Source organism: Streptomyces sp. NPDC086766, assembly GCF_044746005.1.
Lineage (GTDB): Bacteria > Actinomycetota > Actinomycetes > Streptomycetales > Streptomycetaceae > Streptomyces.
Map to the genome: position 1 here is coordinate 148166 of NZ_JBIVBI010000012.1, position 12080 is coordinate 160245.

The 12080-nt window shown below is 69.7% G+C and carries 14 protein-coding genes; 2 read left to right on the forward strand and 12 right to left on the reverse strand.

The features are described 5' to 3' along the window. Nucleotides 1-44 precede the first annotated feature (44 nt). Complete coding sequence (locus ACIPM1_RS22560; protein ID WP_402437329.1) at nucleotides 45-1244, reverse strand: RNA-guided endonuclease InsQ/TnpB family protein; 1200 nt, start codon at nucleotides 1242-1244, stop codon at nucleotides 45-47. A gap of 293 nt (nucleotides 1245-1537) precedes the next feature. On the opposite strand from ACIPM1_RS22560, the gene ACIPM1_RS22565 reads away from it, so the two are divergent. Both ACIPM1_RS22565 and ACIPM1_RS22570 read left to right on the forward strand, forming a co-directional pair. Beyond that, nucleotides 1538-2206: a hypothetical protein gene (locus ACIPM1_RS22565; RefSeq protein ID WP_402437331.1), complete on the forward strand. Its 669-nt coding sequence runs from the start codon at nucleotides 1538-1540 to the stop codon at nucleotides 2204-2206. Continuing rightward, nucleotides 2194-3282: a hypothetical protein gene (locus ACIPM1_RS22570; RefSeq protein WP_402437333.1), complete on the forward strand. Its 1089-nt coding sequence runs from the start codon at nucleotides 2194-2196 to the stop codon at nucleotides 3280-3282. The genes ACIPM1_RS22565 and ACIPM1_RS22570 overlap by 13 nt, the downstream gene beginning before the upstream one ends. Nucleotides 3283-3359: 77 nt before the next feature. On the opposite strand, the gene ACIPM1_RS22575 is transcribed toward ACIPM1_RS22570, so the two are convergent. The 11 genes from ACIPM1_RS22575 to ACIPM1_RS22625 form a co-directional block, all read right to left on the reverse strand. Then, nucleotides 3360-3839: a pilus assembly protein TadG-related protein gene (locus ACIPM1_RS22575; RefSeq protein WP_402437507.1), complete on the reverse strand. Its 480-nt coding sequence runs from the start codon at nucleotides 3837-3839 to the stop codon at nucleotides 3360-3362. A 14-nt stretch (nucleotides 3840-3853) separates the two neighbouring features. After that, entirely contained in the window at nucleotides 3854-4285 is a 432-nt protein-coding gene (locus ACIPM1_RS22580; protein WP_402437335.1) for a TadE/TadG family type IV pilus assembly protein, read from the reverse strand. After that, complete coding sequence (locus ACIPM1_RS22585) at nucleotides 4286-4723, reverse strand: TadE family protein (RefSeq protein ID WP_402437510.1); 438 nt, start codon at nucleotides 4721-4723, stop codon at nucleotides 4286-4288. A 108-nt stretch (nucleotides 4724-4831) separates the two neighbouring features. After that, nucleotides 4832-5083, reverse strand: coding sequence for a hypothetical protein (locus ACIPM1_RS22590; protein ID WP_356187490.1), 252 nt, complete (start codon nucleotides 5081-5083; stop codon nucleotides 4832-4834). An 84-nt stretch (nucleotides 5084-5167) separates the two neighbouring features. Then, nucleotides 5168-6088, reverse strand: a complete 921-nt coding sequence (locus ACIPM1_RS22595) for a type II secretion system F family protein (RefSeq protein WP_402437338.1) — start codon at nucleotides 6086-6088, stop codon at nucleotides 5168-5170. Then, entirely contained in the window at nucleotides 6085-7083 is a 999-nt protein-coding gene (locus ACIPM1_RS22600) for a type II secretion system F family protein (protein WP_402437512.1), read from the reverse strand. Before ACIPM1_RS22600 ends, ACIPM1_RS22595 begins: the two co-directional genes overlap by 4 nt. A 113-nt stretch (nucleotides 7084-7196) precedes the next feature. Beyond that, nucleotides 7197-8504, reverse strand: coding sequence for a CpaF family protein (locus ACIPM1_RS22605; protein WP_402437340.1), 1308 nt, complete (start codon nucleotides 8502-8504; stop codon nucleotides 7197-7199). Next, complete coding sequence (locus ACIPM1_RS22610) at nucleotides 8501-9430, reverse strand: hypothetical protein (protein ID WP_402437342.1); 930 nt, start codon at nucleotides 9428-9430, stop codon at nucleotides 8501-8503. Before ACIPM1_RS22610 ends, ACIPM1_RS22605 begins: the two co-directional genes overlap by 4 nt. Before the next feature lie 16 nt (nucleotides 9431-9446). Next, on the reverse strand, nucleotides 9447-10178 hold the full coding sequence (locus ACIPM1_RS22615) for a hypothetical protein (RefSeq protein WP_356187482.1): 732 nt from the start codon (nucleotides 10176-10178) through the stop codon (nucleotides 9447-9449). A 640-nt stretch (nucleotides 10179-10818) separates the two neighbouring features. Next, nucleotides 10819-11430 carry a hypothetical protein gene (locus ACIPM1_RS22620; RefSeq protein WP_402437344.1) on the reverse strand — a complete coding sequence of 204 codons (612 nt, stop codon included), beginning with the start codon at nucleotides 11428-11430 and terminating at the stop codon, nucleotides 10819-10821. Further along, the gene (locus tag ACIPM1_RS22625; protein ID WP_402437346.1) at nucleotides 11427-12065 is read right to left on the reverse strand and encodes a hypothetical protein; all 639 of its coding nucleotides are present in this window, start codon (nucleotides 12063-12065) and stop codon (nucleotides 11427-11429) included. The genes ACIPM1_RS22620 and ACIPM1_RS22625 overlap by 4 nt, the downstream gene beginning before the upstream one ends. Between the last annotated feature and the right edge of the window lie 15 nt (nucleotides 12066-12080).

Below are 12080 nucleotides of genomic sequence, written 5' to 3' on the forward strand. Positions count from 1 at the left end.
CAGAGATCTTTTGACTTCCTCCCCCTCGTGATGGAGGGGGATTCCTACGGCTCGCGCCGTAGGGTTTCCTGCTTCGTCGCCGGTCGCCCGCCCGGAGTGCTCCGTTGAGGTCTTACACCGGCTCCACAGGCCGACACCGCCAGCCCGGCGGCCAGAAGGTTGTGCGACGCGTTCACGTCGCGGTCATGGGTGGTGCCGCAGCCCTCGCACGTCCAGGTGCGCACGTGCAGCGGCATCTTCTCCTGTAGGGCCCCGCAGTACGAGCACAGCTTGGAGGAGGGGAACCAGCGGTCGACCGCGATCACCTCGCGGCCGTACCACTGAGCCTTGTACTCCAGCATGCTGCGAAAGTCCGACCATGCCGCGTCGCTGATGGCGCGGGCGAGTCTGCCGTTCTTGAGCAGGTTGCGGACAGTGAGGTCCTCGATCACGATCGTTTGGTTGTCACGAACGAGCCGAGTGGTGAGCTTGTGCAGGTGGTCACGGCGCCGGTCGGCGATCCGGGCATGGATGCGGGCGACTCGGCGCCGGGCCTTCTCCCGGTTCTTCGTCCCTTTCTGCTTGCGGGACAGCTCTCGCTGGGCCTTGGCCATGCGGGCCCGGTCGCGGCGCTCGTGCCCCGGGTTGGCGATCTTCTCCCCGGTGGACAGGGTGAGCAGGTGGTCCAGCCCGGCGTCGACACCGACGGCCGTGTCCGTGGCGGGCAGGGGTGCGACGCCGGGGTCCTCGACGAGGAGGGAGACGTACCAGCGTCCGGCCGCGTCCTGGGAGACGGTCACCGTCGACGGCTGCGCCCCCTGCGGGAGGAGACGCGACCAGACGATGTCCAGCGGCTCGGCCATCTTCGCCAGCGTCAGCCGCCCGTCGCGGAACCGGAACGCGGACGTGGTGTACTCGGCGGACCTGCGGGACTTCTTCCTCGACTTGAACCGCGGATATTTGGCCCGCTTGGCGAAGAACGCGGTGAACGCCGCCTGCAGGTGGCGCAGGGCCTGCTGGAGGGGGACGGAGGAGACGTCGTTGAGGTAGGCCAGTGCCTCGGTCTTCTTCCACGCCGTCAGCATCGCTGACGTGGCGTTGTAGTTGATCCGCTCGGCCCGCAGCGTCCACGCCTGTGTACGGGCGGCGAGCGCCAGGTTGTAGACCTTCCGCACGCACCCGAACGTGCGCGACAGCTCTGCCGCCTGCGCATCGGTCGGATGGAAGCGGTACTTGAACGCCCGCCTCACGGGGGTTACATCCACAACTCACATACTAACCGCTCCGTTTGTGACTGCCTGGGTTGTCGGTGATAGACGCCGGTTCGCCCTGGCAGCGAACCGGCTTCCCTTGCCCTGCTCCGCAGAGGTTCCCGAGTTGTAACCCTGGAGCCGCACTTCGCGACTGTGAGCCGAATTGCGTCGTTCACAACCGCCACGTCACAGTCCTTACACCCCACACAGTCTTAGATGACCGCTCAAGTGCCGCTCAGGGGAAACTGATAGCTTCGTTCCCTGCTGCAACACCCTTACAGCCACCGACTCGGGGGAGACCAACCGTGGCCCGCCGCGCCCTGACCGCCGCCGCCGTCGCACTCACCGCGACAGCCACCCTCCTGCTCACCGCCTGCGGCGGAAGCGGCACCGGAAAGCCGGACGACATCAAAGGCGCGGACACGGGGGCGGGGAGCCCGTCGGCCTCCCCATCGGCGTCAGCGTCAGCCGGCGTGGACCGCCCCGACGTGAGCGCCCCCGGTGACCTGGCTCTGGTCTTCGACTTCGCGAAGCCGTCGGACGCGGACCGGGCAGCGGCCCTGGACGACGCGGCCAACTACATCCGCGCGCTAAACCACGGCATCACGAAGCAGAACCCGGAAGATCCCGCCTTCCAGTTCTATTCGGCGGGGCAAGCGGCACAGTACGCCCACACGCAGATCAAGCAGTACGTAGCCGGTGGCTGGACACTCACGGGCAAGGATCGGTACTACCGGGCCACGACCAACCCTGGCGGCGAGTCGAGCAAGGTCAAGACGGTCCGCGTCACGTTCTGCGAGGACCAGTCCAAGGTCTACGGCAAGGAAGTCAAGTCGCAGAAGGTCCACCGCACCGAGGAAAGTCTCGCCAGCTACCAGAAATTCACCCTGCTCATGGCATCAGAACACGGATCACCGGTATGGCGGGCCCAGCAGGTGACCGTCGCGGGGAAGGCGACCGAATGCCGCGGCTGAGCGCGTCCGGACGGGAGAAGTGGGTCCTGGTCCTGGCGGCAGGGTGTCTGTTCTGGACCGCGGGCACGGCCCATGCCGACAAGCCTGTCCCTGGGAGCACCGCACCGTCCCCCGGCAGTGGAGAACAGGGGGGATCCCAGGGCAACGAGCTGTACGCCTCGGCCTCCCATTCCCAGATCAAGGTCCGCCAGGTCAGCGGCCCCACCGGGGGCAAGCGCGGCGGCCTCTCCTCCGTGGACGTCAACTGGAAGCCCCCCGCCTGCTGGTACGAACCCGTCTTCACCGGTGAAGAGCTGAAGGATTTCGTGAACCGGACGGACGGCAACGGCGACGTGGGCATCCACGAGTCCTGGTTCGGCAAGGGACTGTGGACGGACCACTACCGGGACGGCAAGCCGGAGAAGAACTTCGACGACGCTTCCAGCACCGCCGAGGGCTACAAGCACTACAACGTCGGAAAGGACGGCTACTTCTGGCGCAGCGTCGCGCCGGACGAGAGCGACCCCGAGTCGTGGGACTGCGGCAGGATCATGTTCTGGCAGGGCGCCGGCGAGGTGCCCAGGATCCCCCACGCCCCCACACCCAGGATGCTCGCCGAGTACGCGTACAACCAGGTCAAGGTCCCCGACACCGAGATCGAGCTGAAGCCGGAGACCAGGTCCACGGTGAATCTCCCGACCTGGGTCTGGCTGGACAAGGGCACCTTCCGCGACATCAAGGTCCGCGCCGAACTGCCGCACACGAACCTCTGGGCCGAGACGACGGCCAAGCCCGTCGCCCTCCACCTCGAGCCGGGCACGGACGACGCCACCACCTACCCCGCCTCCGGCGACTGCGCGATCAACAGGGACGGCTCGATCGGCACGCCGTACAAGCCGGGCGACGCCGCGCAGACACCCCCTTGCGGAGTCACCTACCTCCGTGCCACGAACGGCCGGCCGTACCAGCTCAAGGCCTCCCTCACCTGGCGGATCACCTGGCGGGGCAGCGACGGCAGCGGCGGCGGCCTCCCCGACGGCACCTTCGAGACGACCCAGGACATGAACGTCCAGGAGATCCAGTCGATCAACCGCTGATCCGTTCGAACCTGTGCAGAACCTCGGGGCCCCGAGACCGTGCCTACACGGCGTGGCGGGATGCCCCCGCCCCGGCGTCAGCCGACCTCGTTCTCCGCCACCGCCTGGCCGTGGACGACGACGTCGCCGCCGTAGAACATGCCGGTGAAGACCGGGGAGTACGTCAGCTGGATCTCGACCTGGACCTGCTGGGCGTCGGCCGCCACGCAGTGGCTCGCGGCGATGTCGACGGCCGTCATTCCCATCTCGCGGGCGAAGGACTTCACGCGGGTGTCGCAGTCCTGGTAGTTGATCGGCGCGGGGCCGCCCTCGTTGTCGTAGAGGGCCTCGCGGTCGATGTCCTGGGCGGCGTAGCGGGCCGCCTGCTCGGCGATGTCGGCGGCGCGTTCGCGCTTGGAGATGGACAGGCCGCCGTCGATGACGAAGGCCGACAGGGAGAGGAAGACCAGGGCGAAGAGGATCACCGCGCCGGCGCCCGAGCCCCGGTCGTCCAGGGCCGTGCGGCGGGTGGCCCACCAGGTGCGTACGACGCCTCCCACGCGTACGCCGTCCCGCATGCGTCCGACCTCCCTCATGCCGTCCTCCGGAACGGGTCCAGCGGGGAGCTGAAGCTGGCCGACAGTGTCGTCGGGACGTCCAGGCCGAGCATGGCCAGGCCGCGCACCTGGCAGCTCACCTCGACCGTGAAGATGGTGTCGGGCTCGAAGCCCCGGCTCGTCTGGACGACGGAGACCGGGCCGGAGCAGACGTCCGACAGGTCCGCCTCGGCCGCCCTCCTCGCCTCCGCCATCGCCGTCGCGTGGTCCTTCTGGATCGAGCCCGCGCGAGCCGCGTCCCGGGCCGCGCCGTCGAGCGCGCCACGGCCGTCGACCAGTTGCCCGAAGGCCACCAGGACGAGGATGAACAAGATCATCACCGGGGCGAGGATCACCACCTCCACGGTGGACAGGCCCCGGTCGTCGTCGCACGTGAGGCGAAGAGCACTCCGGCGCGGGCAGTTCATCTAGTTCTGCCCCTCCTTCACGAACCTCTCCACCGGGCCCGCCGACTGTGCGTGCACCGTCAGGTCGAGGCCGGGGAACACCGTCGGCACCCGGGCCGAGATCTCCACGCCCACCGTGCCCTGGTCGGGCTGGACCGTCTGCACGTCGGGTGAGAGGACCAGTTGCGGGCCCAGTTGGCGGATGTAGGCGTCCACGACGTCCCGGGCCTCGCCGCGCCAGCCGCCGGGCTGCTCGTCGGCCGTGGCGCGGGCCTTGCGGGCGCCCGCCTGGGCCGCCGCCTGGGCGACGTGGTCGGCGAAGAAGTACAGCGCGAACTGCACGGTGGCGAAGATCATGAAGAAAAGGACGGGGGTGAGCAGCACGAACTCGATCGCGGTCATGCCCGAGTCGCCGTCGGTGTCCGCCGCCTCACGCGCGGCCCGCACCCTGCGGCGCATCCCTCTGCTCACGTCCGCCAGCATCCCCGTGTACCCGTGTCCCCGTAACCCCGTTGTTCCGTCGCCCGTTGACCGATGACGCCGTCGACCGGCCGCCTCGTACGGCGGTCAGCAGGTCTTGCCCGCGTCCGCGCCCTTGATGCAGTCGCCGACCTTGTTGGCGCCCTCGCTCAGCGCGGAGTTGATGATGGCGGCCACCACGCCGACGATCGCCACGACGACGGCGGAGATGATGACCCACTCCACCGCGGAGGCGCCGCGGTCCAGTTCGCCCGAGCGGGCCCGCTCCACACGGCCCCGCAGGAAGGTGACCAGGAAGTCCACGGCCGGGATCCCGGTGTGGAAGTCTCGTCCGTTCATGACAGTTTCCTCTCGACTCAGCTGAAGATCAGGAGATCAGGGGTAGTTGGCGTCCGACGGCCGTCGGCTCACGTCGCGTACGGCTCACACCTGGAACACCCGCATCGCCGCCGGGAAGATCAGGAAGACCAGGAAGCCGGCGCACAGCAGCAGCTGGGCCACGAGCATCGACTGCGACTTCTCGCCCGCGCTGCCCTCGATCTCGGCCAGTTCGCGATGGCGCATGGTCTCCGCGCGGGAGGCGAGCGACTCGCGCACCTTCGCGCCGTCGTCGGCGACCAGGGCCAGGGAGGCGGACAGGTCCTTCAGCTCCTCCACGCCCAGCTCCTCGCCGAGCTGGCCCAGCGCCTGCCACTGGCTGATGCCGGTGATCCGGGCGTCGGCGAGCGCGTTGCGGATGCGCTGGTTCGCCCAGCCGTCGGACACCTCGGCCGCCGCCATCAGCGCCTCCGGCAGACCGCGGCCGCCGGCCAGGCTCATCGACACCAGGTCCAGGTAGGCGCCGATGACGCGCCGGAGGTCCCGCCGCTTCTCGGCCGCGTCCCGCCGTACCTCCAGGTCCGGCAGGAAGAAGAACAGCCCCGCGCACAGCAGCGCCAGCCAGACCGGGATGACGGGGCTGCTGCCGAAGCCGAGCGTCCAGACGACGGCGAACAGGAACGGCCCGAAGAACAGCCCCGCGACCGCCAGCAGCGCCTTCGTCGCCAGGAACTTCTCCCAGCTGCGCTCGAGTACGGCCAGGTCCGCGCGCAACGAGCGCTGCTCCCAGCCCTGCTGAAGGTAGAACTCGGCCACACGGGCCCCGACTTCGGCCCGCAGCGAGCCGAGACGGCCGGTCTCCCGGGCCCCGCGCGACGTCTCGTACGCCGCTCCCCGGGCCCGCATCGCGTCGATCCGCGCGACCTGGGCGACCGCGCTGCGCTTCGACGGCATGAGAGCGCGTACGAGGGCGTAGACGCCGAGGCCGAGGATGGCGCCGACCACGATCGGCATCGTCAGGTTCACCGTCGTAGCCCCTCTCCCTGCTGGGACGGCTGAGTCGACTGGGACGGCAGCGACTGCACCGGCTGACCGGACTGACCGGACTGGCCGGGCTGAGCCGGCGTCCGCGGGCGGACGAACTGCACGGCCGCCTCGTCGCGCACCAGGAAGCGCTCGGGCGTCTCGATGGTGGACAGCTTGCGCAGCCACCAGAAGCCGAGCGCGAACAGCCCGCACACGACCGCGAGGACGAGCTGGCCGACCGCGGTCCCGTACGGCGCCACGAACTCGCGGTTGAAGACGGACAGGCCGAGCACGAAGGCGATCGACACCGCCACGACGATCTGCACCGAGCGCCGGGTGGAGGCCCGTTGGGCCATCACGCGCTGACGCATGTCGACCTCCTCGCGCGCCGACTTGGCCAGTGCGCCGAGCACTTGGCGCAGACCCGGGCCGCGCAGGCGGGCGTTGAGGATGAGAGCGGCGACGATGATGTCGGCGGACGCGTCGTCGATCTCGTCGGCGAGCTGCTGGAGCGCCTCGGGCAGGGGCGTACGGGCCCGCAGCCGGTCGACGAGGGAGTCGAGGTGCGGCCGCAGCACGGGGGCGGCGGCTCGCGCGGACGCCGGGATGGCCTGCTCCAGGCCGACCGCGCCCGCGATCGTGTCGCGCAGCGACTCCGTCCAGGAGGCCAGCGCCTCCACCCGACGCATGGCGGCCCGCTCCTCGGCCGCGCCGCCGAAGAGCCGGTCCCAGAAGAAGACCAGGACACCGGCGGCGATTCCGGCGACCGCCCAGCGGGTGAGCAGCAGGACGACGAGTCCGACGATGGCGGCCAGGGAGCCGCGCTGACCGGCGAACCGGATCAGCTCGTTCGCGCGCCGGCTCGCCTTCCGCTTCTCGTGCTCGGGCTTCGCGGGCAGGCCGCGTACGGCGATCATCAGCAGCGCGAGTCCGCCGCCGACGGCGACGCCGCAGCCGATGGAGTACAGGACGGTGGTGGAGAACAGACCGCCCATGGAGCCGAGCGATCCGCCCGAACCGAGGGCGAGGGGGCCGGCCCCGGACGCCGTGCCCGTCACACTCGTCGCGCCCGTCACGCCTGTCATGCCCGCCATGGCTGTCATGCCGGTCACCCCCAGGATCCGTGGGGCTGGTAGCCGTACGCCATCAGGTCCTCCAGGCAGGCTAGGGGCGCGTGCGGCACGATGCGGCCGTCGGACGCCTCGGCGAACACCTCGCTGGACAGCACGCGTCCGTCGACGCCGTTGACCTCGCGGACGGAGGTGACCATGCGCTGGAGGCGGCCGCCGGTCTGGTAGTTGTTGCGCCGCTGGATGAAGACGACGAAGTTCACCGCTCCCGCGATCAGCATCTGGCTGGCCTCGATGGGAAGCCGCTCGGACGCCTGCAGGGCGTAGGTGGAGATGCGGTTGAAGACCTCGCTGGAACTGTTGGCGTGGATCGTGGACAGCGAGCCGTCGTTGCCCTGCGACATCGCGTTGAGCATGGTCACGATCTCGTCGCCGAGCACCTCGCCGACGATGACCCGGGAGGGGTTCATACGGAGCGAGCGCCGGACAAGCTCTGCCATGGAAATAGTGCCCTGACCCTCGGAGTTGGGCAGGCGCTCCTCGAACGCGACGACGTTGGGGTGCAGTTCGGGGAAGGTGTCGAGTCCGAGTTCCAGCGCCCGTTCGACGGTGATGAGGCGCTCGTGCGGCGGGATCTCGTTGGCGAGGGCGCGCAGCAGGGTCGTCTTACCGGCGTTCGTGGCGCCCGCGATCATGATGTTCTTGCGGGCGCGGACCGCGCAGGCGAGGAAGTGGGCGACCTCGGGGGTCAGGGTGCCGTTGCCGACGAGGTCGGAGATGAAGACCTTGCCCATGCGGGCGCGGCGGATGGAGAGGGCGGGGCGCCGGGCCACGTCCATGACGGCCGACAGACGCGAACCGTCCGGCAGCCGCAGGTCGAGCTGCGGGTTGGCCGAGTCGAAGGGGCGGGAGGAGAGTCCCGAGTACGCGCCGAGCACCTGGATGAGCTCGATGAGTTCCTCGTCGGTCTCCGCGACGGGATCCCCTCTGACCTCGCGCCCGTCGGCGTAGCCGACGAACACCTGGTCGCAGCCGTTGATGTCGATGTTCTCGACCTCGGGGTTGTCGAGCAACGGCTGCAGCCGGCCCACGCCGAAGAGCGCCGCGTGCACGGCGGCCGCGTACTGCTCCTCGGTCTCGGCGTCGAGAGGGGTGCGACCGGCGTTGATCTCGGTGCGGGCGTACTCCTCCAGGATCTGGGCTATGACCGCACGCGCGTACTGCCGTTCGTCCTCGCCGGACATCGGCGTGACGCCGTTGACCTGGTCGAGGCGGCGCTGTTCGGCGATGCGGTCACCGGCGTCCTGCCGGAACCGCTTGACCAGTTGGTGGTCGACAGCGGTCATCGGCCGGCCTCCGCGTGACCGGTCGGCTGTCCCTGGGTCGGGTGCGTCTGCTGCGGCGGGTGGGCCTGCTGTGCCGCCTGCTGGGCCTGGTGCGCCTGCTGCGCCTGCTGCGCCTGGGTCGAGGCGGCCCACGCGGCGCCGTACTGCTGGTAGACGTCTGCGGTGACCTTGCGGGCCGAGCGGATCAGCAGCGACTTGTCGAGCCGCCCGCGCCTGCGGCCGGCCAACTGGTCGGCTCCGGCCGGGTCGTCGGCGATGGTGCCGACCACGCGGGCGCCGGTCTGGGCGTGCACCAGCATGTCGTTGACCTGGCCGGAGACCTTGCCGGCGCTGTTCGGGTCGGCGACCAGGACGACGCCGATGGCGGGCGTGGCGAGGCTCGCGGCACCGCGCGGGCCGCCGTGCAGCTTGGCGGAGAGCGCGGCGGCGCGGTCCCGGACGCGGGCAAGCGACTCCGGCTCGGTACGCGCGAGAAGCAGGACGAGGGCGGCGTGCGGGAACAGTTCGACGGCGGGCGTGTCCCCGCTGATGCGGCCGCAATCGGCGATGACGTCGGCGGGCGCGTTCGGGGAGTCGGCGAGGGAGGCGAAGGCGTGGCCGAGGGTGGGCCACAGCCCGGCCAGTCCGGCGGCCTGCTCGGCGACACCGAGCCCGACCAGGACCTCGAGGCCGCCGCTCAACGGCTGTACGTGGTCCCAGAGTTGGTCGGGCACGAGTCCCCGGCGCGCGGTCGCGGCGATGGACAGCATGCCGACGTTCGGGTTGAGCGGCCCGCCGTGCGCCGCGGCGCTGCGGTAGACGAGGTCGCCGCCGGCCGGGTCGGTCTCGGCGAGCAGGACGCGCCGCGGCCAGACCGCGGCCAGGGCGACGGCGGCGGTGGTGACGCCGGGGGAACCCTTGTCGGCGGCGAGGGCGATGAGGGCCATGGGTGCGCTGCCGCCCTCAGTTGCCGGGAATGGTGACGACGGCGACCTCGCCCGCGGACGCGGCCTGGGTGAGGGCGGCGGCCTCGGAGGCGTCGACGGTGAGGACCACCGGCAGGCTGGTGCTGCTGATGACGTCGCCGCCGGCCCGCTTCACGTCGCTGACCACGGCGCGCTCCACCAGCAGGGAGTTGCCGGCGGCGGACGACGAGGAGGACGAGGAGGAGTTCGACGAGCCCCGGCTGCCGGCGGCGCTGTCGTTGCCCACGCGGTAGACGGCGACGTTGTCCCCGGGCTTGAGGTTGATGGGGTACTGGCCCTCCTTGAGCGAGACCCCGACGGTCGCCTTGCCGGCGCCCATGGAGGTCTTCGCCGCGAACATCTGGCCGACGACCACGGTGCCCGCGTAGAGGGTGGACTTGGCCTGCAGCTCCTCCAGGCTCTGCCGCTGCGACCAGGGCACGAAGTCGGCGCCCGAGTCCTCGGACACCATCACCGAGGTGATCTTGCTGTCGCTGATGGACTCGCCCGCCTGGATGTCGCCCGTCAGCTTGATGACCTCGACCCGGTCCCCGGCGCGCAGGACGAGCATCGTCGCGCCGAGCGCGCCCACCAGGATCAGCAGCACCGCGAGGGCGGCCAGGGCCGGCTTGCGCTCGCGAGGCGGTGTGGGAAGCCGGTCACCGACCGACGGCTGAGCCGGAGCCGCGGAACGCCCCGCGCCCGCCCCCGTACGCTCTTGGATCTTCACGCAACCGCTCCCCGTACACCCAAGAAGATGTGTCAGACTCTCAGCATTCAGGACACTCCGCCCCGTCCCGCACATGCGGGGTGCTTTGGGCGTACCGCCCGACCTGGGCGATTAGCCAGGGCTCGGGTGAGTGTCAAGCGATCGCACCGTATCAGCAGCGCATATCCCCCTCAAGGCGCGCCCGCCCTCAGGGACCACTTTGCGCACGGTGTTACACGTCTGCAACTGGCCTATCTCTACGCCCAGTTGTACGCACCCTCGACATACCCCAGGACACTGCGCGGAAGCGAATCCACCACCGCACCGACAGCGAACGCCCTCCAGCGCGGAACAGCGCCGACTGAGGCGTTCATCACGAGGTGACCACCAGGCCTGCACGATTCACTCACGCGAGCCTGCGTCACCGTCGCGACGCGCGTCACCCTGGCCAAGTACACCCCGGCCAGGCGGCACTGACAGACCCCGTGTCCAGTCCGGGCCCGCGCTCCACGACTGCTCCCGCACCCTTGACGACGCGCGGCGTCATAGCGCACGTCTGCATCTCCGCAACACCCTGGCTGTACGGTCCCTTGAAGACCCGCCAGGAGCTGCGTCCAAGCGACAGAGCTCGTCCCGGGTTCAGCGACGGGCCCCGGCGCCGTCATCCCCAGTGCAGGGTTCCGGCGACGGTGTCGAACAGTTCCACCATGCGGTCCGCCAGGGGATCGACCGGGGTGGAAAAGTTCAGCAGCAGCCATCGGGTGGTTGCGGGGATCGGAACGTAGTACGTGAGGTTGGTGGTCGGCAGGGTGTTGCCCATCTGCGTATCGGGGTCGGCGGCCTCACGGCAGCGGTGCCGTACCGCCTTGCCCGCCGCCTCCAGTTCCACGACGCCCAGTTCTCCGTTCTCACCGAGATCCTGCCCGGCCAGGTGCTCGGCCAGCTCGTCCGCATCCGATGTCTGCGGCCATTCGTCGGGGGCCGGAACGCTGATGAGCAGTGAGGAAGCCAGCGGCACCGGGCCGACCGTCATCGTGGAGAGGTACAGCTCGGTGCCACCCACTCGATAGGCGTCTTTCGCCCTGCGCTGGAGGTCACGCATGAACTGCTGCTTGAGATGAGGGGCGTTGTCCACACCGCGGAACGTCACGTCGGCGAGGGCGACAATGCCCCGGTCGCGGTCGTCCGGGTCCAGCGAGAGCTGGAACCAGCCGTCCGGAACCACGATGTTGTAGTCCTGGGGCGGCGAGGTGAACTGATCCGCCGTCTTCATTCCGATCCTCCGGTGGGGAGTCGGTTGATCTGCAAAGTTCGCACGGCTTCGTCGGCCAGCTCCGTGATCTGCTCCGTGAGGGCGATCTTCTCCCAGGTCACGGTGACCACGACGAGGCTCTGCAAGCCGGTCGGAAATACGGCCCACTTGGCGAACTCGGTGAGCTTGCGGCCGAAGCCGAACAGCCGCTTCACCTGAAGCATGGCCTGGACACGCACCGCCGGGCCCGCCGCCAGGTCGTGCCGGGTGATCTGTGGATCGCCCGTGACCTCCGCATTCGCCCACTGCAGCAGCAAGGGAGTGACCTCGTCGGGGCCGGGCCTCGGCACACCCTCATCACCGTACGAATCGACCACCAGGTTGGCGAGGGCCTCGCCCGCCTCCGAGTAATAGGCGGCTGCGAGGACGGGCACGTCCTCGTTCAGGTCGACCGCCCGTTCCACCATGTCGTCGAATACGGCGCTTTTCTCGATCTCCAGGGCCATGGGGTTGAGATGGTTGACGACCGCTGTGGCCAGCGCTTTGGCTTCGGCCTGCGTGCCCTCCTGCAGCGTCAGGTCGACCCAACCGGGCTGGAACTCAAAAGTGCACTCGAAGGTCTCGGTCAGAGGGACGGCGTCGTCCGAGGGGCTCATGCTGTTTCCTTTCGT

What these genes read in the sequence shown, in the direction of transcription:
- ACIPM1_RS22570 (WP_402437333.1), top strand. Translation starts at nt 2,194, where the DNA reads ATGCCGCGGCTGAGCGCGTCCGGACGGGAGAAGTGGGTCCTGGTCCTG.
- ACIPM1_RS22575 (WP_402437507.1), bottom strand. Translation starts at nt 3,839, where the DNA reads ATGCGGGACGGCGTACGCGTGGGAGGCGTCGTACGCACCTGGTGGGCC.
- ACIPM1_RS22580 (WP_402437335.1), bottom strand. Translation starts at nt 4,285, where the DNA reads ATGAACTGCCCGCGCCGGAGTGCTCTTCGCCTCACGTGCGACGACGAC.
- ACIPM1_RS22585 (WP_402437510.1), bottom strand. Translation starts at nt 4,723, where the DNA reads ATGCGCCGCAGGGTGCGGGCCGCGCGTGAGGCGGCGGACACCGACGGC.
- ACIPM1_RS22590 (WP_356187490.1), bottom strand. Translation starts at nt 5,083, where the DNA reads ATGAACGGACGAGACTTCCACACCGGGATCCCGGCCGTGGACTTCCTG.
- ACIPM1_RS22600 (WP_402437512.1), bottom strand. Translation starts at nt 7,083, where the DNA reads ATGGGCGGTCTGTTCTCCACCACCGTCCTGTACTCCATCGGCTGCGGC.
- ACIPM1_RS22605 (WP_402437340.1), bottom strand. Translation starts at nt 8,504, where the DNA reads ATGACCGCTGTCGACCACCAACTGGTCAAGCGGTTCCGGCAGGACGCC.
- ACIPM1_RS22610 (WP_402437342.1), bottom strand. Translation starts at nt 9,430, where the DNA reads ATGGCCCTCATCGCCCTCGCCGCCGACAAGGGTTCCCCCGGCGTCACC.
- ACIPM1_RS22620 (WP_402437344.1), bottom strand. Translation starts at nt 11,430, where the DNA reads ATGAAGACGGCGGATCAGTTCACCTCGCCGCCCCAGGACTACAACATC.
- ACIPM1_RS22625 (WP_402437346.1), bottom strand. Translation starts at nt 12,065, where the DNA reads ATGAGCCCCTCGGACGACGCCGTCCCTCTGACCGAGACCTTCGAGTGC.